This window comes from Ochrobactrum sp. PL_is501 (assembly GCF_055816895.1).
This window is the reverse complement of record NZ_JBVPGR010000036.1, coordinates 1-20377: the sequence shown is the minus strand read 5'-3', so window position 1 is coordinate 20377 and position 20377 is coordinate 1. Positions and strand designations below refer to the sequence as shown.

At 49.4% G+C, this 20377-nt stretch carries 18 protein-coding genes and 6 pseudogenes; 10 read left to right on the top strand and 14 right to left on the bottom strand.

What is annotated here, in order from left to right:
- Window positions 1-9: 9 nt before the first annotated feature.
- Window positions 10-1107 (bottom strand): transporter substrate-binding domain-containing protein, encoded by a 1098-nt coding sequence (locus AC0TOF_RS13475; RefSeq protein ID WP_473768643.1) that lies wholly within the window; start codon window positions 1105-1107, stop codon window positions 10-12.
- 62 nt (window positions 1108-1169) lie between these two features.
- The gene (locus tag AC0TOF_RS13470; RefSeq protein ID WP_473768642.1) at window positions 1170-1403 is read right to left on the bottom strand and encodes a hypothetical protein; all 234 of its coding nucleotides are present in this window, start codon (window positions 1401-1403) and stop codon (window positions 1170-1172) included.
- A gap of 49 nt (window positions 1404-1452) precedes the next feature.
- Between AC0TOF_RS13470 and AC0TOF_RS13465 the strand changes: the two are divergent.
- Window positions 1453-1711: pseudogene (locus AC0TOF_RS13465) on the top strand (IS6 family transposase); the annotation flags it as partial.
- Window positions 1712-1826: 115 nt separating this feature from the next.
- On the opposite strand, the gene AC0TOF_RS13460 reads toward AC0TOF_RS13465, so the two are convergent.
- The 7 genes from AC0TOF_RS13460 to AC0TOF_RS13430 form a co-directional block, all read right to left on the bottom strand.
- Entirely contained in the window at window positions 1827-2864 is a 1038-nt protein-coding gene (locus AC0TOF_RS13460; RefSeq protein ID WP_473768641.1) for a glycosyltransferase family 2 protein, read from the bottom strand.
- A complete protein-coding gene (locus tag AC0TOF_RS13455) occupies window positions 2828-3529 on the bottom strand; it encodes a polysaccharide deacetylase family protein (RefSeq protein WP_473768640.1) in 702 nt (233 codons plus the stop codon). The genes AC0TOF_RS13460 and AC0TOF_RS13455 overlap by 37 nt, the downstream gene beginning before the upstream one ends.
- 254 nt (window positions 3530-3783) lie before the next feature.
- A complete protein-coding gene (locus AC0TOF_RS13450; RefSeq protein WP_473768639.1) occupies window positions 3784-4377 on the bottom strand; it encodes a fused DSP-PTPase phosphatase/NAD kinase-like protein in 594 nt (197 codons plus the stop codon).
- Entirely contained in the window at window positions 4364-5173 is an 810-nt protein-coding gene (locus AC0TOF_RS13445; protein WP_473768638.1) for a glycosyltransferase family 25 protein, read from the bottom strand. The genes AC0TOF_RS13450 and AC0TOF_RS13445 overlap by 14 nt, the downstream gene beginning before the upstream one ends.
- Before the next feature lie 197 nt (window positions 5174-5370).
- Entirely contained in the window at window positions 5371-6540 is a 1170-nt protein-coding gene (locus AC0TOF_RS13440; protein ID WP_473768637.1) for an MFS transporter, read from the bottom strand.
- Entirely contained in the window at window positions 6537-7889 is a 1353-nt protein-coding gene (locus tag AC0TOF_RS13435) for an HdeD family acid-resistance protein (RefSeq protein ID WP_473768636.1), read from the bottom strand. The genes AC0TOF_RS13440 and AC0TOF_RS13435 overlap by 4 nt, the downstream gene beginning before the upstream one ends.
- Window positions 7890-8207: 318 nt before the next feature.
- Window positions 8208-8741, bottom strand: coding sequence for a hypothetical protein (locus AC0TOF_RS13430; protein WP_473768635.1), 534 nt, complete (start codon window positions 8739-8741; stop codon window positions 8208-8210).
- Between the two features lie 314 nt (window positions 8742-9055).
- Here AC0TOF_RS13430 and AC0TOF_RS13425 point away from each other — a divergent pair, with 314 nt between their 5' ends.
- Together AC0TOF_RS13425 and AC0TOF_RS13420 are read left to right on the top strand one after the other, a co-directional pair.
- The gene (locus AC0TOF_RS13425) at window positions 9056-9694 is read left to right on the top strand and encodes a lysozyme inhibitor LprI family protein (RefSeq protein WP_473768634.1); all 639 of its coding nucleotides are present in this window, start codon (window positions 9056-9058) and stop codon (window positions 9692-9694) included.
- 512 nt (window positions 9695-10206) lie between these two features.
- Complete coding sequence (locus AC0TOF_RS13420; protein ID WP_473768633.1) at window positions 10207-10683, top strand: hypothetical protein; 477 nt, start codon at window positions 10207-10209, stop codon at window positions 10681-10683.
- A 117-nt stretch (window positions 10684-10800) separates the two neighbouring features.
- Here the strand turns inward: AC0TOF_RS13420 and AC0TOF_RS13415 are convergent, their stop codons facing one another.
- The gene (locus tag AC0TOF_RS13415) at window positions 10801-11682 is read right to left on the bottom strand and encodes a helix-turn-helix transcriptional regulator (RefSeq protein WP_473768632.1); all 882 of its coding nucleotides are present in this window, start codon (window positions 11680-11682) and stop codon (window positions 10801-10803) included.
- Between the two features lie 118 nt (window positions 11683-11800).
- On the opposite strand from AC0TOF_RS13415, the pseudogene AC0TOF_RS13410 reads away from it, so the two are divergent.
- The 5 genes and pseudogenes from AC0TOF_RS13410 to AC0TOF_RS13390 all read left to right on the top strand — a co-directional run.
- Window positions 11801-12256, top strand: a pseudogene (locus AC0TOF_RS13410) (IS5 family transposase); the annotation flags it as partial.
- Between the two features lie 16 nt (window positions 12257-12272).
- A pseudogene (locus tag AC0TOF_RS13405) lies at window positions 12273-12609 on the top strand (IS66 family transposase); the annotation flags it as partial.
- Window positions 12610-12748: 139 nt separating this feature from the next.
- Window positions 12749-13729 carry a glycosyltransferase family 2 protein gene (locus AC0TOF_RS13400; protein ID WP_473768631.1) on the top strand — a complete coding sequence of 327 codons (981 nt, stop codon included), beginning with the start codon at window positions 12749-12751 and terminating at the stop codon, window positions 13727-13729.
- A gap of 1 nt (window position 13730) precedes the next feature.
- Window positions 13731-15020: a glycosyltransferase family 2 protein gene (locus AC0TOF_RS13395; protein ID WP_473768630.1), complete on the top strand. Its 1290-nt coding sequence runs from the start codon at window positions 13731-13733 to the stop codon at window positions 15018-15020.
- A 1-nt stretch (window position 15021) separates the two neighbouring features.
- Window positions 15022-16149, top strand: coding sequence for a polysaccharide pyruvyl transferase family protein (locus AC0TOF_RS13390; protein ID WP_473768629.1), 1128 nt, complete (start codon window positions 15022-15024; stop codon window positions 16147-16149).
- A 152-nt stretch (window positions 16150-16301) separates the two neighbouring features.
- On the opposite strand, the pseudogene AC0TOF_RS13385 reads toward AC0TOF_RS13390, so the two are convergent.
- The 3 genes and pseudogenes from AC0TOF_RS13385 to AC0TOF_RS13375 form a co-directional block, all read right to left on the bottom strand.
- Window positions 16302-17406 (bottom strand): annotated as a pseudogene (locus AC0TOF_RS13385) (IS3 family transposase).
- 161 nt (window positions 17407-17567) lie between these two features.
- A pseudogene (locus AC0TOF_RS13380) lies at window positions 17568-17651 on the bottom strand (hypothetical protein); the annotation flags it as partial.
- A gap of 34 nt (window positions 17652-17685) precedes the next feature.
- Window positions 17686-18898, bottom strand: a protein-coding gene (locus AC0TOF_RS13375) for an IS3 family transposase (RefSeq protein WP_473768628.1) whose coding sequence is annotated in 2 segments (ribosomal slippage) — window positions 17686-18553 and window positions 18552-18898 — 1215 coding nt in all. Because the reading frame shifts where the segments join, the coding sequence is not laid out codon by codon here.
- 77 nt (window positions 18899-18975) lie between these two features.
- Here AC0TOF_RS13375 and AC0TOF_RS13370 point away from each other — a divergent pair.
- Window positions 18976-19242, top strand: coding sequence for a hypothetical protein (locus AC0TOF_RS13370; RefSeq protein ID WP_473768627.1), 267 nt, complete (start codon window positions 18976-18978; stop codon window positions 19240-19242).
- A 626-nt stretch (window positions 19243-19868) separates the two neighbouring features.
- Window positions 19869-19990 (top strand): annotated as a pseudogene (locus AC0TOF_RS13365) (transposase); the annotation flags it as partial.
- Here the strand turns inward: AC0TOF_RS13365 and AC0TOF_RS13360 are convergent.
- Complete coding sequence (locus tag AC0TOF_RS13360; protein WP_473768626.1) at window positions 19968-20165, bottom strand: hypothetical protein; 198 nt, start codon at window positions 20163-20165, stop codon at window positions 19968-19970. The pseudogene AC0TOF_RS13365 and the gene AC0TOF_RS13360 overlap by 23 nt on opposite strands.
- Window positions 20166-20377: the final 212 nt, after the last annotated feature.

Sequence of the window (20377 nt, the reverse complement as noted above, 5' to 3'; positions counted from 1 at the left end):
CGATTATTACTATTGGTTTCCGAAATATTTGCGACGGAGAACGCCAAGTTCTCCTGTCTCCTGTTCCGCCAGGATCTGCAGTGTCACCTCATGAGCGATGGGATCATTGTGCCGAAAGCCGAAACCATATTTGTCAGGATGGAAAATCGGGCCGACGACCGACAGTGCACTGTGCGGATTTGAGTGCACGTAATATTCAAGCACTGGCGCATCCCCGACTATCGCCTCAATGTCTCCATTCCGAAGAGCGTCAACAGCGTCTTGGGTATTTTCATAGCTTCGAATATCAAGGCGTAACTCACGACCATAGATCTCTGCCACGCTGCCACCAAGAACACCAACTGTTCGTCCGGGCAGGTTCGCAACCGAGTTGATCTGGTGCGTGAGCGAAAGCGCGGTCATCACACTTGAAACGGACGATGTGACATAGGCAATGACCGCCACACCGCACACCATCCAAAGCCCCCCAGAAATGCGGCCCAGCCAGCCAAGAACATTAGGCCGGGTAATCTTTCCAGAAGTCGCAACTGACATGACTTCATAGAAGCTCTCAGCCAATCCGACATGCCACTGACGGGGAAAGGTTTCGTCGAACCTGCGATAGAAAAATGCGAGAAAAACCGTCGCGATGACGATGAATGACACAAGCCACAGCATGGCGCGCAAATGGCCTGCCTGTTCAAGACCGCTGATCACTTGCCAAAAACCACCGCCGTTCTCTTTGGTGACCATTATTCTCAGGCCAGCATCGTACCAGGGCTGCGAGAACAAGATTCGAGCCGCCCGTTCTTTCGTGATTGTAAGGTTCGATATCGCGACTTGCACCTCGCCGCTTTCGACTGCCGCAATCAGGGCTTCAAAAGAGGGATATTCGCGATACTCATATTGACGGCCGAGGGCCTTGGCCGCTTTTTCCCATAGCTCGATAGCCATGCCGGAATAACTCTGGCCGTCCTTGGTTACAAAAGGCGCGCTGACATATACCCCGGCGATCAACGGTACGGATGGGGTGGCCTGTTGCTGTGCCAGGCTATTGCTCACCGCGCTAAAAAAAAATGGCAAAATCAAAAACGCAGCAAACAGGGTTTTCGGTTTAAATAATCTCATTGTCTCATGGGGAGTTTATTCATTTCAGTGAGATCGGCGTGCACGATGTACACGCCGGTTTGCTACAACCTCTTGATAAGACGCTCTTCTGTCTGGCGATCTATGGAGCGCTGAATATTCTCATTGTCCATCTGCTGTTGCTGCAACATGCATTGGGAATATTCGGACGTGCCGCGTGGAATTTCGAGATTATCACAAGCGCGTTGATAAGCTTCCCGGTCCAAATCATCGAGCGTCTGGCAACCCGACAGAACACTCGCTACAACAAAAGCCGAAGGTAGTATCAAGCGAAACATATGCAACATCCTTTCAGTTTTTCAAGTAGAGGTTATTGAAAGCTGGCTTATCCGGAAGGGGGAGGCCAGGCATTGCGGCCCAAAGAAAATCACAATGGACGGCAGCCAGACCAATTGGATTGCAATCATGCAATGTGCTGCTGAGAACTGATTGCGATAAGGTGGCAAGCTCATCATCATCCGTTAAGGAAATACACGAACAACACCATCGAGGAGATTTTCGCCGTGTCCAACGACGGATACGATCCATGCTCGACATCAATGCTGAAGTCGCTGTCAGCATCACACTCCCCGGTAGAGAGCTGATAGTTGCGTCCAGCATTTCACCACGCTTTGTTCGGCTGAAATTATCGCAACAAATCCCTTGGTTCTTCGTGTGTTAACATCTTGGTAAATCATTTCGGTGCGGTCGAACATCATCAGTCAACTTCCATCAGTTTTCAGGTAATGATGTGATTCTATTCCCAGACATGCGCGAATTAATCCTATGGAACTTCCGATATGATAAACGCATGACAAAAGCGCCCGCTTGGGGCGGAACGGAAGCATAAAGAGCGCTATAATGGTCTTATAAATTCTGACGAATATTGATCCAAACAGCCGAAGTAAGGACATAAAAGGATCCTTTCGATACCGTTCAATAAAGACCATACAGGCGTGATCTCGGTCCCTGCGGTAATAATATGCCAGCGACAAGCGCGCGGCAGGCAGAGTCTCATATGCAATAGCATGAGGAGTCCAACCGGTTCTGGCCCCCAATTTTTTCGCATCCTCATAAAGACGCCAATCTTCTCCTCCTGCCAACCCAAGGGCGGTGTTGAATCTTAGCCCGGTCTTGCGGAAGAAATGAAGGTTTCCCATCCAACTGCCTGTCGCAATTTTCAGAGCATCGGCTCGCCCTTCATTACGCCGCTTGATACAGCGTTTTTCCACGCGCTGATTGTTGTCATTGACAGCGGCCCAGACCATTCGCTGCCACCAGGAGTAGGACGGCTTCAGCGGCGCCAATCGGACCGGCGAGCCTACAATGTCGAGATCATGCAAATCACGTTCTTTTAGCAACTCGACCAGCCAATGCTCGTCAACTTCCTCGTCGTCATCCGCAAATGTCAGAATATCAAAGCTGTTCTCGGTAGCAAAACGGAGAACGTGATCTCTGGCGCTTGCGATCCCCAGCACGGGCTCAATTAGATACGTAACGTTATGGTTTGTTACTTGATCGGCAAACTTCCGAATTATCTCGGTCAAAGTTGTAACCGAATTGTTTTCAACGATGACAAAATCGATGCAGGCGTTTTCTGGCAGCTTCAAATTGCTATAGCTCAACAAAAGCCTTTCGAGCATTTGCGGTCGGTTGCGTGTCACCGTACCCACGGCGATCCTTCGTTTTTGTGAAGTATGACAATCCGCGTGCTCCATAGACTTCATCCGAACGCCGCTTTCCGGAGCGTTGTTATCCATCCATTACAATGCCGAATGTTACGTCGAGGAAGAAGGAGAGGATCGTCTGAAGCAGACGCTCTTGCCTTGCGTGTTGTTGTCGCGAGCCGAAAATCCGCTTTGGCGACCATATCTCGGATGTTGCGCGAGACATTACCATAAGGATAGCAAAAGGATCGCACCTGCTGGCCCGTCAAATCCTCCAGTTGTAGCTTTGAACGCTTTATTTGCCTGAACGATTCTAACGGGTCGACGTCGGTGAGAGAAACATGGTCAACAGTATGTGCCCCAACTTCATTTCCCGCTCGCGCCCATTCCAGAACCTGCGTTGTCGACATGCAAGGTGTGTGCGGAATTCCTATAGCCTCATCCCATCGGTTATAGCCCCCAATCTCGCCACTTACGAAAAAGCAGGTGGCGGTAAAGCCGAGTTCACTGAGAATAGGAAGCGCGTGTTTGTGGACATTTTCGAAGCCATCATCGAACGTTATACCGACGACACGACCTTGCTTTTCGCCATTTATATACGGAGCGAGTTCCCTAAGCGACAATCCCTGGTAACCAAGCCGGGCTAACCACATCATCTGGGATTTGAAATTTTCAGGTGCGACGTTGAGCCCGCGAAAGGGTGCGCCAATTTCCGGAACGCTGGCGATTTGATGGTACATAAGGACAGTTTTCGCCATTTTCTATAAGTACGCCTTGTTGTGGAAGTAGAGGCTGAGGAGTGCCTCATAAGTCGACGAAATGAGTGCAGGACTCTCTTCTCTCGTTATTGAATTTCCGGAAATAAAGGCGGAAACACGTTCTGATGTGCGCTTCAGACGAAGAGCACTGTCGATGTCGGCCCTATAATTCCGGTTTGAAGAATGTGTCATTATTTTATCTAGGCCAATTTGACTTTTGCTATAATCTTGACCTTACCTTGCTTTGACATCATTTAGTTTTGGGTTCTCTTGAACAACTCCCAGGATTCTTGCATCGCAAAGCGACCAATGCCAGGTATTGGGACGTGTCCATAGTAAGGAGATAATTGAAGCTCTGCTAACCAGCTTCCAAAGCCAGTCAACTTCACAAAAATTGCTGACACTAGGCCAGTGCGATTTGCACCGTGCTCACAATGCACAAGCATCGGTTTGGGCGCGCCATTTAATATGGCAATCAATTTTTCCAGATCCGTTTTTGATAGTGTGTGACCAGAGCTGATAGGAAAATCTATCAGTTGGACATTTGCGCGCTGTGCTGCAGCTGCCTCTTCACGGTACCAATCCCCCTTAGCTTCATCGCGAAGATTTAGAATGCTTTTTACGCCAAAATTTTCCACTATATACTTGATTTCAGCGGCATCAGGCTGCGCCGAGCGATAAATGATACCTGGAATAACTTCATCAAAATTGCCGTTCGCAATCACGTGTACAGCACGGATTCCAGATGCGACCAGCATAACAAGAATACAAACCTTCGATATACTACTAAATCGCAGGAAAAATGAACGGCGCAATTCCCGTTGCTGAATGCGTTCAAGACCAGCCATCCACCAAGCTCCGTTCGTCGGCCAGGATCTTACGCGCATATAGAGTTGAGCGAAGTTGCTTTTCGAGCTCAAGAATGTTTCGCTTCGCCGCAAATCTGATGGTTCGTCGTCGACTGGCTGCATCTAACAGATGGCGTTCGTCTTCAAGCAACGAACCACCTAGTTCGTGACTTACCTCGGACAGAAGGTTCTTAGAGGCGGACCAGACCCGGAGACCTAGTTCCCAGGGGTGAGATAGGTCTTCATCTATGGGCCGGAATACTCGCTTCCTACAGAGCAGCCGTTTTGCTGCTTGCGGATTAATAAGATAGCCTACGGCACCATTGGCCGGTCGTTTATGGCATACAAGTTTGGAATTTCCAGCGTGTCTGGTTGAGATGACATTCTTGGCCGTGAAGTTGAAAAGTTTGATGATATCCCAGCTTCTATAATCTAGCTGCAATAGCACATCGGTTAGGAATGTCTTCAAGTGCTCATTGTCGATGATCATGGCGTCGTCTTCAAGAACTAAGCCAACGTAAACCCCATCCTCGACAATTCGCTGCCAGACTTTACGGTGTCCTTTATAAACGGCAATTTCACCGGTTGTCAGAGGACGCTTATAACGGAAGAAATTGGTCAGCCCATTATAGTCGGACGACGAAACTTCTTCCGTAGTGTAGCCTTGAATAAACTGATGGGAAATTCCAGTCGCCGCCCATGTCTGCATCGAACTCTTGCGCCGCGCTCCATCGTCGGCGTCGACCGTAAGTATATAAGCTTGTAAAGCTCTGCTATTGCTGACAACCGATTGCACGAAGTATCCCCAATTTCCGCGTTAATGTCATCTCGCGAAATTATCCGGCAATCGCAATCATGTTTTCTGCAATCAGATATAATCTGGTCAGAATCTAATATTTTGATCGTTATCTGACATCAGATAAATGCTCTGATAAGATTGATTAATACTCGTCATATATAATAATCGCTAGAATATAGACAGGTCGATTTTGTTCATGATTCCAGTTCAGACGATCCCAATCTGCCAGATGGTTGCCTTTTCTCTCCATGAATTGTAGCAAAAATTGCGAATGACGCGCAGGAAATGGCAGCAAGGATTGCCAGTCCATGCAAGGAATATTCCATCGCGAGGCCACCAAGCAACGGACCAAAGAGTGCTCCTGTACCCCATGCTACGGAAAGCAACGCATAGATGCTGACGAGTTCTCCACCGTTGTAACGATCACCCAGCGCTGCGATCACCATTGTGTAGATGCCCGCAAATGCCCCGCCCCAGACAAAAAGGAGCGGATAGGCAAACCAGGAGTGCGCGAGCGCGATCGGCCAGATCATTGCGCTACATGCAGAAAACGAAGCGAGGAATATGATGAGCATGGGACGGCTCATGCGATCCCCAAGCCAGCCAATGGGTAGTTGCAAAACAATGGAACCGGTCAGAAGAATAGTGAGGAGAATCGTTGCTGATTTTTCGGGCCAGCCAAGATTGACGGCATAAACGGGCAGGAGGCTCAGTCCTGCCGTTTCCAGACCGGCATTCAATGCCGCTGCTGCAACTGCAACTGGGACTACTTTCAGATAACGGAAGGGATTACCACTGTCATCTGGTTCGGGCATGACGTCGCGAGGGTGGCCCAGAACTAGAGCGAGGCAGGCTATCAGGGCAAGGCCCGCTCCGATGAGAAAGGCAAGGGATTGTTGACGGCCAACGAGTGCTAGTATTGCCGGGCCCAGTGCCATGCCCGTTGATAGTGCAGCGACATAAATCGCAATTGTGCGACCCCGTTTGGCCTCGCTTGCGATCTGGTTGAGCCAAGTTTCAGAAACCACCAGCAGGGTTTCCGAAGCGGCACCTAGAGCCACGCGTAATGGAAACCACAGCAAAAATACCGGCACGACAGGGAAAAGAGTAAAAAGAACGCCAGCGAGAAGAAGCGCCCCTTTGGCCAATTTACGAAAACCAAGTCGTAACGACAGTCCAGGCAAAAAGGGAGCTATCAGCAAAACGCCGATAGCATGCATGGCGCTGTTTGCTCCGACGATGGTTTCCGAATATCCTGCGTCCACCAGTTCAAGTGCGATCAATGGTGCGCTCAGACCATAGGTAAGGCCAAAGATGGCGGCGGTCAGAATAACAACGAATGTGGTCATATCTGGTCTGGTCACATTTCGCTCCGTTCGCCTTGTGGCAGAACGTGTTGTCCTGCCACTCGGCTTCGGTCGCGGAATGCTTCCTTCAGCTTCCTGCGCCAGCGGCGGTTGCTGCGTTCAACCACCTGAAAGAGTAGACGCGTGTAGTCAAGGACCATTCCTGGTGTCCAAGTCATGGCTTCTGCCCGTCCGCGTATGATACGCATCATCCAGAAATGTGGATCACTTACAATGCGAAGAAAATCACGCAAGGGCCTTCCGGTAAAGGATGAACCTTCGAGTGCTGCATCCAGTGCCTGGATAACCGTCGTCGAGCAGTTGCGCGCGGTCAGATTATAGGTTCTGTCCTGAGAATAGGCATTCCAGAACACGCCAAGCGCTTCAGGATTGAAGCGTGTAAAGGTAATTTTCTGATCCGGCATGCACCATGCAGCAGCTTCCGCTGCCAGGGATTCATTGAATCGTCCCGCCACATCATTTTGATGGCCAGCATTGAGAAGGGCGCGAAAATCGTCCGGCCTGTGGTCAATGTCGTCAAGAGGGTAGTGACTTATATAAAGATCAGGAGGCATCTCCAGTGCACTATGGCCAGTCGAGATCACGCCCTTTTTGTCGACGGCGGCAACGTACCGATCAATCAATATTCGTCTTTCGGGATCGGTTACCGAGCCGATTGCTGTCCAGACATAGACATTGAGAATGCCATTGTTATCGAAATTATTCTGGCCCCGTTCTATCAATGTGGACCGAGAATTTCCACCCTGCCAGTTACGAGCCATGTAAAGCGGCAGGGCTGTGACGGAGGCTCCGTCGGGAAGTGCACGTAACTGAACCGCCATGCGCAGCAATGCATAACCGGATGTAAGGAGGAGGAGAGCAAAACAAAAAGGAACGGTGAGACGATGAGGAAGGGGTTTTGATGCGAGGATCATAACGGCAAGGCCGACCTCGATCAGACCTGCTGTGATACCTACACGCCACCGCTTGCTATGGACGACAAAGGCCGATGCCATCCGGAACAGGCCATCGGTAAGAAATGCCAGACCAAACAGAATTGATGCGGCGATGTTATTGTCCCAGGGCACATCGAACACAACAAATGCGGCAAACAAGAATGCCATGCCGCGGAGGATGTCAATCCAGTGGACCCCAGCGCCACGTGCGCAGGCGGCCGTAATTTCAACCACGCCTTCGATGATCAGGAATATCGCCAGCGTGTCGAGCACAACTGAAAGTCTACCATCGCCGAGATCATAGAGAATACCAAAACCAAACAGTATCCAGATGCCACCGGCAGTTGCCAGGATCCACCACATTGGCTTGAGGGCTTGTGCGCCTAGTAATAGGAAAACGAGCCTGATCATGATATCACCTCGGCACAGCGAGCGAAGACAAAATTAGTATACGGCTTCTGCAGGATACGCTCTTCAGTCGAACGGTCTAGGAGCCGCTCAATGTCATCGTTGTCCATGCGTTGCTGCTTTAGTCTGCACACGTCATACGTCGGTGTTCCACTCTTGATGCCGAGTTTGTCGCAGGCTCGCTGATAGCTTTCCCGTTCCATTTTCTCTAGTGTCTGGCAGCCGGATACGGCGGTCGCGGCAACCGCGCCGCAAACAAAGGCAGCTAGTCGTAAAAAACGCGAAATCTCCTTGCTCGCGAAGGGCATTGGTCGGAAGAGTTCAGGGAAAAAGCTTCGTCTCGACGTTTTCAGAGATAAGCGAGCAGTGCAGCGTAATGGGCCTCTTTCGCACTTGCGAAAGAGCGCCGTCAATGAAGTCGCAACTCAGAATATTGTCCGGTCCAGACTTGCGACCTGACGCGACGTTCAGATTGACTTTAACTGGTCCATTCACCCAATCGATACGCTTTACTTCCACTTTATCGCCCGAAATGTGCACCTTTTGGCCCGTGCCGACAATCTCGACTGTTTCATCACTTGGAGAAAGACTGATCAGCCCGATTTCATTGACATGATTTGCGGCACTCTTCTTCGGATCACCATAGTAGCTGGCAAAGGCAATGATCGTTTCATGGTCAGCGGCCAACTTTGCTGCCGCTTTATCGGACAGCGCGATGGTGACATCGAATCCCATGTCGGGTCCAGCTGCCATGGCGGCGGTATTCAGACCCATGACTGCGAACAGCAAACCAGCAAATTGAATTCTCCAGCTCCGCATCCCTATAGTCTCCATCGAACCGTTATCGTGTTGCAAGTCGTGATCGCCATGATGGCTCTATTCAGAGTTTACTAATCAGCCCTATATAAAAAAGCGCCGGGATAGCTAATTGAATACTGTGAGCTACGTTGGGAATAGGGTGATTTTATTATAAAGATCAAGATCCTGATATTGCCCCGTTAAAGATTGCCAGTACTTTTATCTGCATGGATGGCGTCTCTGCGAAGACGCATCAAGAAGCGACATGCATGTGTGCGAATGGCGGTATTTGGAGGAGACTCCGATATAGGTTAGGGTATTTAAGCATGAAGCCAATGGTTTGGCGTGGTCTTTTCCTGTCCGGGATAATAATGACTGCCTATATGTTCAGCGTCGGTGCCGTGACGGAAGCGCGTGCCGACAACTGCGATACACTTCAGACACAAAGTGAAATCACCGCCTGTTTTGGTGATGACGAAAAAGCAGCGGATTCCACATTAAACAAGCTTTACCAATCGCTCATACACGAGCTATCCGATGCTGACAAGCAACGCCTTCGCGATGCCCAGAGAGCGTGGATCAGCTTTCGAGACAAGGAATGCACATTTCGTGTGGCGCCTTATGCTGATGGATCGGTCGCGCCTTCGCTGACGGCAAGTTGCGTAGCGGCTCTTACTGCACAACGTGTTGTTGACTTGCGCCAGCAGATGGACTGCGAGGAAGGCGATCTTTCCTGCGTTCCCCGTACGAATGGGGCAAAAAGCACAGTTCCGCTCAGATCCGCGCAGAAACAGACGTCGTCGCACGGAAGTATGGATCAAGGGGCATGCAGTCAGGCAATTGGCCTCCAGAAGGCCAAAGAAATCGTAGATCGCTGTCTCGACATGTCGGGTTCCAGTCATCCCCCATGCAATGTTGAAAATAGTTGCAACATGATGATTGAGGAGATCCGGCAAGGATGTGCTGCGAGCGGTGTGGATGCGCCAAAATATTGCGCAAACTATCGTTAGTCAGATAAGTCACTGCGATTTACCTTGTCGGGTTTAGTCGATTGTAACTCGTATTATAGTGAGGATTAGAAATGACAGCTTCTCGTCGCGTTAAGTTGATCGCTGTCGCATCGCTGACAACGGTGGCATTGGGCGCAATGCATTCGATCGCACTTGCAGGTAGTGCGCGAATTAGTGCGATAAACGATGGAGGGCGAAGTGTTTTGCTTCCGTTTTCGGTCACTTGCGAGTATGCAGATGGAAACGAAAGCAATCCGGTAAATTACTCTGTTTGGACAGGGAGTTCAACGGTGGTGAGCGGATGCGATAAATTCGTTATCTATTACACTTCATCGCGCGGTGTAAAGTATGACTATGAAGTGTATCCCGGGCGTTCATATTATTTCGAATGGGCGGGAAACCACTGGGGGTTTTACGAAAACTAAGCCTTTCCAACTCGCAGTTGGCCGGCGAAAATCCTGCCAATGCACAGCCACTAGTTTCAGTATGAACTTCACTCCAAACTTCGTCGTTTGCTGATCAAACTTAAAGTGACCGATTTATTCGAGCGAGTACAAATAAAGAAAGCCCTACCAATGTTCCGCCCCCTTCACGCAGCCTTGGCCACACTGCTAGTAACAGCGCTTCCGTTGACGTCTTACGCAGCTGATCCTTGTGCGACGGTCGATCAGCGTCTTACGCTTGACCTAAAAATACAATTTGCTCCACTCATTGCGAAAAGCGTCGAAGGTAACGTGAAGTCTTCAAGAATCGATATCGATTCCATTATGCGTTCAGGCACTTGGACTATTGTCCATGCTTTTACTCCTGTCTCTGATCCCGGCTATTTCTTCTTCGACTCATCAACTGGTGATAACGTATTCAAGGATGTCTGGGGCGGTATCGCCGAGAAGGGAGAAGCGCCTCAAATAGCAAGATGGGCTAGAAGTCTCGGTGCCAACAAGGCTATCTCGGCATGTTTTGCCAGCACAGTTGCCGTGGTTGAGTGACAGTAAGAACAGATTTACTGGCATAAGCGATCAGTATCATGTCCGCTGGGACCGTGTTCTTCACTGGCTCGAAAACAGTCTGATGCTCGCGAATCAAAGGAGACTAAGCGTAAAAAGCTATGGACGGAGCTGCTTAGGGGTTACTCCCCAATATTTTCTCATAAGAGATGTCATATGGCTCTGGCTGGCGAAACCACAAAGTGCCGCGATAGTGCGTAGTTCAAGTTGATTGTCTTTGATCATTTGTCTCGCGTGCGCCAAACGCCGCTGCAATATAAATTGATGCGGGGGTATACCTTTTGTTTTCCGAAACGTTCGCACGAGGTGGCTCGGCGAGCAACCGGCAATAACTGCGAGCGTGTCTATGGCCAGAGAGCTACTGATATTGGTGTCGATGAACTCCTCAATTCTGCGCACAACTAGCGGGGGGAGACCACCCTGGTGGCGCATCGATCTTTGCTGCACAGTAATGGAGGAGCGGGCGCGCAACATCTGCAGCCAGAATAAGACGTTCAGGGGCTCCATCGCATTCGCACTCGGTCCTTCAGGACGGATAAACTCCTGATGCATAAGCTTAGCGATTGCTGACGAAACGGGATCTGTAGTTCCTGGCTGTGTTGGGATCAAGTCAATATCGTCGCAGCCAAACTCCAAACCTGCCAATTGCTTGAGTCTGCATGGAGTTATCGTAGTTAGAATGCACTCTTTTTGTGCGTGCCAGCGCGCAAACATGTCGGTACTAGCTGGAATGAGTTCGATCCCACCGGCAGGTGCATCGAAAACGGTCGTGCGGTTAGTGCCTACGGCTACCTCGCGTCGTGGCTGTGGTGTTGTGAGAATAAGTGCGAATGGTTCGGGTGTTGTGAATTTGATTTGGTTCGCGCCTGTCAAAGCACGCATAATCCCGCCATCTTCGACTTCATGTACTTCGCCCCAGCTAGGCAGTGTCTGCAACCAAGACATGTAGCCCCACACTTCAACTCTATTAGCGAGCTTCACGCATACGTGTCATTCCAGTCAGAATTGATTATAACGATCAATATTTTTTGAAAAAGGGAAAGGCACGGGTTATACACAGTTTGTGCCACTTGATTGCCCATGCGGCTGGCATGCTTCGACCACGGAAAGCGGCGGAATACGAGGTTTTGATGCGGGGAAGAAGATCAACGGCCGTAAGCGTCATGTTGTAGTTGATACTTTCGGCCTGATGGTTGGTCTCGTGATCCATTCTGCGGGCATTCAGGACAGAGACGGCGCGCCGGATGTCTTGAAAACCATTCTCAAACGATAGCCGTGGCAACGACATATCTTTGCTGACGGCGGATACGCAGGACCAAAGCTCAAAGGCAAGCTGGAAAAGGTCGGGAAGTTTACGCTGGAAATCGTTAAGCGGTCCGATCGCGCTGAAGGTTTCGAACTACTCCCGCGCCGATGGGTTGTCGAGCGCACATTTGCATGGCTGGGACGGTGTCGCAGACTGGCCAAAGACTTCGAGAAAACCATCGCTTCCTCTGAAGCGTGGATCTACATCGCAAATATCCGCTTCCTCACGCGAAGGATCGCAAAAGCCTGATATCGTTGCGTTCATTATGATTCAGGCTCTAAAGACTTGGCTCGATGGCATCAGGCCGAAGGTCGTACCGGATACCAAGCTCGGCGATGCTGTGTCCAACACCCTGAACCAATGGGATTACCTGACGCGTTACACAAGCGACGGCAGATGCCGATCGATAACAATATTCTGGAACGTGGCATCAGAGTTTTTGCGACCAGAAGAAATCATGGCTGTTCAGCGACACTGCTGACGGAGCCAGGGCCAGCGCAGTGATCTATAGTTTGATACTGACAGGCTATGCCTGTGACGTCGACCCTCTGATCTGGCTGCGGCACGTGCTCACAGCCCGTGCTCCGATAAGCCCTCAATAAATGTAACGAAATCCTCAATTATTAAAAAACAATCACAATCGAATGGTCATCAAATATCATCCCTTTCTGTCTGGCAATGACGAGTATAACACGCTCGATTAATCACCGCATCTGTATCGAAAATGGGGCTTGACCGTAGATGCAAATACCTTCGTTGTCTGTGATAATACCTGCATTTAACGTCAGCAAGACGATCATCGAAACGCTTAACTCGCTATATAGGAACATAAACTCTTCATTCGAAGTAATCATAGTTGACGATCAGTCTGAAGACGGCACAGTACAGAAAATCGAGAAATTCATAAAACAAAAATCCAAGAATAATATTCGAATACTTGTAAATGAGAATAATAGCGGCCCGGGGGTAAGTCGGGATAGAGGTCTCTCGCAGGCGCGTGGGAGCTTCATTCTTTTTTTTGACGGCGATGACATACTGAGACCAAATGCTGTTGATACAACAATTAGATTGCTCATTGATAGAAACGTCGATGTGGCAATTTTACCATACAATATAATCTATGGATCTCAGAAAACCGGAATTGGAATGTGGGATTCAGATAAAGCAATATTTGACGCGCTAGTTTTGGCACCTAAGGGTGAAGTGCGCCCGGTCGACTTTCCAAAGCTTCTAAGCCTCACTAACTATCCTTGGAACAAAATAACTCGTAAGTCTTTTCTAGAAGAAATAAGTCTTTCCTTCGGTAACCTTCGCCTTCACGAGGATATAATTGCTCATTGGAAAATATTATTGAATGCAGATAACGTTCTGATAAATAAGATTCCTATCTGTGATTATTATTCTAATCCAGATGGAAGTAGCGCTACAAATAATAAAACTACCTTACGTTTCCAGTCAATCGACGCACTGAGGGGGCTTTACATTTATATTTGTTCAAATCCCAACTATCATTTCGCGATTCCTACATATATAGAGTTTTCATTGAATCTCATATCTTGGGCCTACTCCAATATTGTGGCTGAGCACAAAGATGAGTTCAAACGAAAGGCGAGGGAGTTATTGATACAATATGATCTTCGTTATCTTCAGGTAATATTTCATCGAGATCGTCACCTGTATAGCAAAGTATACTCATTAATCGTAAGAAATGAGGTTAACTAGAATGAATCCACTGCTTTCCGTTATTGTTACATCATATAACATAAAAGATTACATAGGTGAATGCCTGGATGGTATTATCAATCAAACTCTAAGTGATATAGAGATCATAATAGTCGACGACGGATCCAATGATGGCACAACCAATATTATTAGAAGGTATGCTGCTGCGGACAGCAGAATTAGGCCGGTCTTATTGGATAACAACTCTCCTGGTGGGGTTGCCACGCCAGCGAACATCGGCCTCAAGATGGCCAAAGGTGAGTATATCGGGTTCGCAGATGGCGACGACGTTTATGATCCTACTATGTTTGAGAAACTATACTTATCTGCAAAGCGATATGATTCTGACATAGCCATTTGCAGTTTCATGGAGTTTGACACAGATACGAGAGCCAGAACGTCGGCTCATGACTATTCATGGCAAACTGTTTGTGCTTCTCGATCGATAGAATTGGAGTCTGCACATGACAAGGTTGATATCTTGCGATTGCTTCCTGTACCTTGGCGGAAAATATACCGTAGGCGTCTAATTGAGGACAATAGTATAGCGTTTCATGAATGTGCGCATTTTTTTGAAGATAATTATTTTCATTGGCTTGTCACCATAGCTGCAAGAAGAGTTAGTATTATCGATGAAGTTTTATGCTTCCATAGAAGAAATCGTGTTGGCCAGACTATGCTATCTGGAGGAGAGAAACTCCTTGGTGTCTTCTATCAGCACGAGTTAATAATGGCTTTTATAGCAGATCGCGACGATGGAAATCTATACAGCAAGGAAGCGGCTCGCTGGCTTGTAGGGCACGTCTCGTGGGTGAGTCAGACGTTGTCTAGGCAGTATGCAAGAGAGTTTTATAATTCCGCAAGGGCAGAGTTGTTAAGGCATAAAAAATCCAACATAAGACTGTTTTGTTCAGGGCAGGAATGTGACCGACAGACGGTAGAATTACTCGTATGGATGCTCGGTAGTCGGCCCGATCTATTTGAGGAGGCTCTGAACGGAAAATATGACAGGTCATTTCTTCGAAGAGCATATTTCAACAGTATTCGTCTTGGTTTTTGCGGTTTTTGTAAAGCAAGTCTGAAGTATATATTCAGTTTGCTGCGCAGGTCATTGCTCGAAAAAAAATCCCATCGGGATGAGCAATTAAATGCTATAATTCAACTTATCCAAGAATCTGACAGGAATATTCACAATCTTCATACGCGCTTGAACGATGTTGAGCGAGTAGTCGAGATTGGTCTCATTAATATTGCAGAGAATAACGCTGTCGCGTTAAAAAGGAATCAATAGTTTGATTATATACTTGGTTTCCGCCGCCGGCTATCCAAATTATGGAGATGAGCTCATTCTTAAGAATTGGGTGAATTATCTTCTCGAAAAGTTTCGGGATGCAGAAATCTGGATTGACGTTCCGTTCCCGACTAATGTTGCATTTTATTTCCCGTTAGGAAATATTAGAGTGACAAACGTATTGTGGAGATTAGTAACAGAGAGTAATTTTGATGACATTGAAGGATACCTCTCTAACGTCTGTCAGAAGATAAAGCATCTTGGATCGCCTAGATTTGACGAAGCTCTAATTAAACTACGCGATGTCAACGTAATCCACATTGTAGGTGGCGGGTACATTAATGGAATATGGCGAAGAAATATTGGCATTCTTTGTGCTGCGGGAGCGTTAAAAGAACTCATAAACTGCCGTATATACATGACAGGAGCAGGGTTGTATCCACCAGTAGCGCCGGTAGACTTTATAAACAGTATCGTAGGCAACTTCGATTACGTCGAGGTGAGAGATGAAAAGTCGGCAAACGGACTTAATGTAAATTTGGGCTATGACGACGCATACCTGAGTTTAAACACACCTCACACGGGTTTCGCAGGTCGGGAGATTCCATCTATAATGGTATGCATTCAGCGCGACCAAGTAGATGATGTTTTTTTTTACCGTGCAGTGAAAGCGGTTGAGGAACGCATCAAGCGTTATCGTACCAAGCATGTTTCTGTTGGGTATGTTGAGGCTATTCCGGGGGAAGATCGAGCAGCATATATGATGCTTGCCGATTACATCCCGGACAAGTTCTTTTTTAATGCTATGGATACTATTAATCATGGTCTGCCTTTAAAGCGTACCCAACGGTGGTACACTACTCGTTTTCATCATCACTTAGTTGCATCTATGAATGGTTGCGAAGGGGTAGCTTTAGTGGGCAATGGCGACTATTATGATGTGAAGCACTCGTCATTAATAAGTAACGGGACGGGCTGGTCATTGTGGAATGCGAATTGCGTTACCAAGCTGCCATTTCCCAGCCTGTCGTCAAGTTTCAGCGAATTGGCCAGCGATATTATTTTATCTAAACATTCGATCGCCGAGTCTTTGTACGAGGATGCTCTGTTGGAGTTAACGCTACGATAATTGAGGTGCCCCCAATAAATTAGGCCATTCAGAATTGGAATTTTCTACCTATTTGCACTGAGCCCCAAGATTGGACCGCCGGGAATTAGAATTTTCCGGCTCTTGCACTGCGCCCCAAGATTGGACCGCCGGGAATTAGAATTTTCCGGCTCTTATGCCAATGGCGGGCTGATGACGCCATCGGGATTATGCAAGGCAATCGGCACGTTATATCCGATTGCCGAGTGAGGACGATCCTCATTATAGTGTCGACGCCAATTCTCCAACTTTTCGCGCGCATCTTCAAGCGTTAAGAACCAGTGTGCGTTCAGGCACTCGGCGCGAAGCTTACTGTTGAAGGCTTCGATGAACCCGTTATCCGTCGGCTTTCCGGGTCGGGAGAAGTCCAGCGTGACCTTGTTGGCATAGGCCCACAGATCGAGGTCACGCGAAATAAACTCACTTCCATTATCAACCCTTATTGTCTTCGGATAGCCAGCACGACGACACACTTTCTCAAGTGTCTGAACGACATCCTCACCACGATAACTGAAGCGCGGATCGGTTGCCGGCGAGTAGCGTGAATGCGTATCGACAATAGTCAGAATCCGAAGTTTCTTTCCTGTTGCCAGCTGATCATGCACAAAGTCCATCGCCCAAACATCATTCGGCCCGATCGCTTGTTGACGATCCTCACGCAGCTTGGCCTTGACACGACGTTTCGGATGTTTATTCCTGAGTTGAAGTCCTAACTCATTGTATATTCGACGTGTTTTCTTCATGTTGATGGTCCAGCCCTCGCGACGAAGCAGGACGTGTACGCGACGGTAACCGTATCGCACACGGGTCTCACAAATCTCTTTGATCCGCGTCTCAACAGCGGCCTGCACGGTGCGGCGGGACTTGTAATTGATAGTCGATCTTTCGAAGCTTAGTGCTGCACAAGCCGTCGGATCGATATTCCCCAATCAGCAAGCATTCCCGCCACCAGATCACGTTTCCGCGCAGGCCTTAAAGTTTTCGGCGGATCACATCCTGCAACATCTCCCGATCAAGCGTGAGGTCTGCAACAATCCTCTTCAGCCGCGTATTTTCCTCTTCCAAGGCGCGCAGCCGCCGTATCTCATCAGGCAGCAGACCCGCATACTTTTTCTTCCAGTTGAAATAAGTTGCCTGGCTGATCCCGCTCTTGCGACAGATTTCCGCTACCGGAACGCCGTCATCTCCCTGCTTGAGAATAAACACCTTCTGAGCGTCCGAAAACTTCGATGCTTTCATGCCTTCCACTCCTTCTCCCAGCCAGGAAAATAGCGCGGAAAACTCTCATTATAAACGGTCCAGTTTTAAGGGAGCAGAGCACTATGATTCCTTTGTTGATAGCCACTGAGAATTGACCCGGCGTGGCCTGATTGGAGTTGCCCCTTAAAAACTGGACATTTTCAGGATTGAGCATTTCTGCTCAGGAACTCTCGTGGAGATTGATATCCTAAAGCCTTGTGCGGGTGAAGATTGTTATAGTGCTCGATGAACTGCCCCCATTTCGACCGGACACGTCGGCTAGATTGATTTAGCCCTGATGAACTGCCGAGGGGAAGCCATCTTGAGCGCGGAATGGGGATGAATTTCATTATAGTCTTCAATCCATCCATCGATGAGCCGGAGCGCCGTTTCGGCGTCCGGTAGTGCCGAGATACGGATGTAGTCCCGCTTCAGGGTTTTAACGAATGCCTCGGACATTCCGTTCGACTGCGGGCTGGCCACCGGCGTGAAGCAGGGCGTCAGATTGAGTGCTTGAGCAAACAGCCTCGTGTCCCGCGCGGTATAAGCCGAGCCATTGTCAGAGAGATGCTCGATAGCATGCGGGGCTCGTGTTGCATGGAAGCGTTTCTCGACCGCCTCCAACATCATGTCACGCACGTCTGAGCCGGAAATGCCTGCATTGGCAACCGCCGTCCAGGCGATGATCTCGCGGTCGAATGCGTCGATGATGAAGGCGAGACGAATGACCTCGCCATTCCAGCAGGTGAACTCCAAACCGTCCGAGCACCGACGCAGATTGGAGCGCATAACCATGACCTTGCCGTCATGGATGCTGCCCTTGCGAGCGGCGGTATACTTCTCCAGCAGCATGGCGTGGTTGCCCATGATGCGATGGACCCGTTTGGCGTTGACGACAGGCTTATCGGCGGCCCGCCTTTCGCGATTGAGGAGCGCGGCGATCCGCCGATAGCCATAGGTTGGCCTTTGGTCCACCAGCCTGCGGATGGTGGGCAGAAGCTCTGCATCCTCGACCTTGTGGTAAGGCCCACGCGGCTTTGATTCGCCTTTCAGCCGCTCGAGGAGGTTGAAACGGGAGACACCTGGCGTGTCTGCGACGGCCTTCATCGCGGACCGTCCTTCGGCAACAAGATCGGCCGGATATCCGTTTTTTTGAGTCCGCTTTGGAAGGTGCTTCGCGGAGGATTTCGACCTCCATCGTCTTACGGTCGAGCATGGGCTCCAGCTCGCGGACGCGATCTTCCAGTTTCTTCACTTCAGAATTGCCGACCACCGGCTCGTCAGAATCCACGGCTGCAGCACCTCCCTCACTCAAGAGCCTGCGCCACCGATAAAGCAGATTGGGCGCAACGCCGTGACGGCGAGCGGTCGAAGATACCGTCTCGCCTGGTTCGAAACTCTGCTCAATGATCGTCAGCTTTTGCTCGGTTGTCCACTGCCTGCGGCGGACATCACCTGTCAGCAATTCAACGTGTCGATACGCGTTAGACATAAGCCTATACCCAAGCCTGTGCTTGAGCCTTTCTGCTTATGCCGACATGTCCGGTCGAAATGGGGGGCAGTTCAGGCATGCAGATTTGGAACCTTTTACATTCTCTGGGATTTCACTGGGGTGATATGGACTGCTTTCAGTGGCTCGACACCGCAGATCAAACTGACTATTTAATTTGGGTGGAACCGGATGACGGTATAATTGGCTATGTGCTTCCTGAGCTCGTCGCGGCTGGTAAACAGAACTTTTATCAAGTTCGGTTCAGCCTAACCCCGCCGCGCACACCATCACCGCTGCATGTCTTCGATCAAATGGTGCGGGCTGCGGTTGCCTTCCAAGAGTAAACAGGGTGTAGGTTAACAGTAAAGATCGGTGATAAAATTGTCGATGACTTGGATGAACCGAGAAAGGTGATTGCTGGACTTATCGCGAGTATCGAAGAGATGAAACTGAAGCCTGGCTGCACCGAAATATGCAGAGTTCGCTGATAGCTCTAACCGCATATTTCTGGAAATCGAACAGATGATACTGGCGCTTTAGGCCTTAAGGATGTCGGGATACATCATTGGCTGTTCGCTGGCTTTATTTGCGGCTGTATCCAGCAGCGTAAGACCGAGACGCTCGTAAAACTTCACTGCTGACTACTTCGAATCAACGACAATGAAACGGCAGCCGACATTCGGCGCGGTGGCGTCTTTGACCATGCCGAATTTTTGCCCGCCTTTTCGCAGTTAAAGGTGGCTGGCGCGGTCGATGTTGGCAAGGGAGCCACCCGCAGCAAGGCCTGTTTTCCGCTGGAATCACGGGTGCAGCCGATGACGTTGTTCTTAGCGGAAGCACTACCGTGACCAACTCTCGTCGTCGATTCTGCATTGATTAGAGAAAACGTTCCGCGACAATATCCTCTGACCTTGCCCCGTTGAAATAATCCATTTTGAAGTAAGCCCCGGCCCATTGAGAGGGCTAGGGAATGAAGCGCACTCGTTTCACGCACGAACAGATCATCGGCATTTTGAAGGAGTACGAGGCTGACACGCCCCGGTCTCGGAGCTTTGCCGCAAGCACGGCGTCAGCGATGCCAGCATCTATAAATGAAGGGCCAACTGAAGGCTTTTTTCCAGTACTGTTCACAGGGCATCGGCATCACATACCAGCGGCACAGGTTACGGATACGCCAGGCGGGGATGCCAAGCCGCTCGGCCAGTTCTGCCAGTGGCAGCGACCAGACAAGATTGTGGAAATTCGCCCGTGAGAACAGACGCGCCATCGGCCTGCTCCTTCCCTGTTTGGTTCAAGGAGAGGCCCCGGCTGGAACCGGGGCTTTGCTTTTTGGAAGACGGGTTTGCGCCTTACCACTTGACCTTGAAGCCGACGGTGCCCTTGAGGGCGTAGCTGTCGGCGAAGTGGTTGAGCGCGGTGTTGATCGAGCCTTCGCCATAGACGGCATATTTGTTGTCGGCCCAGCCATAGGTGCCGCCA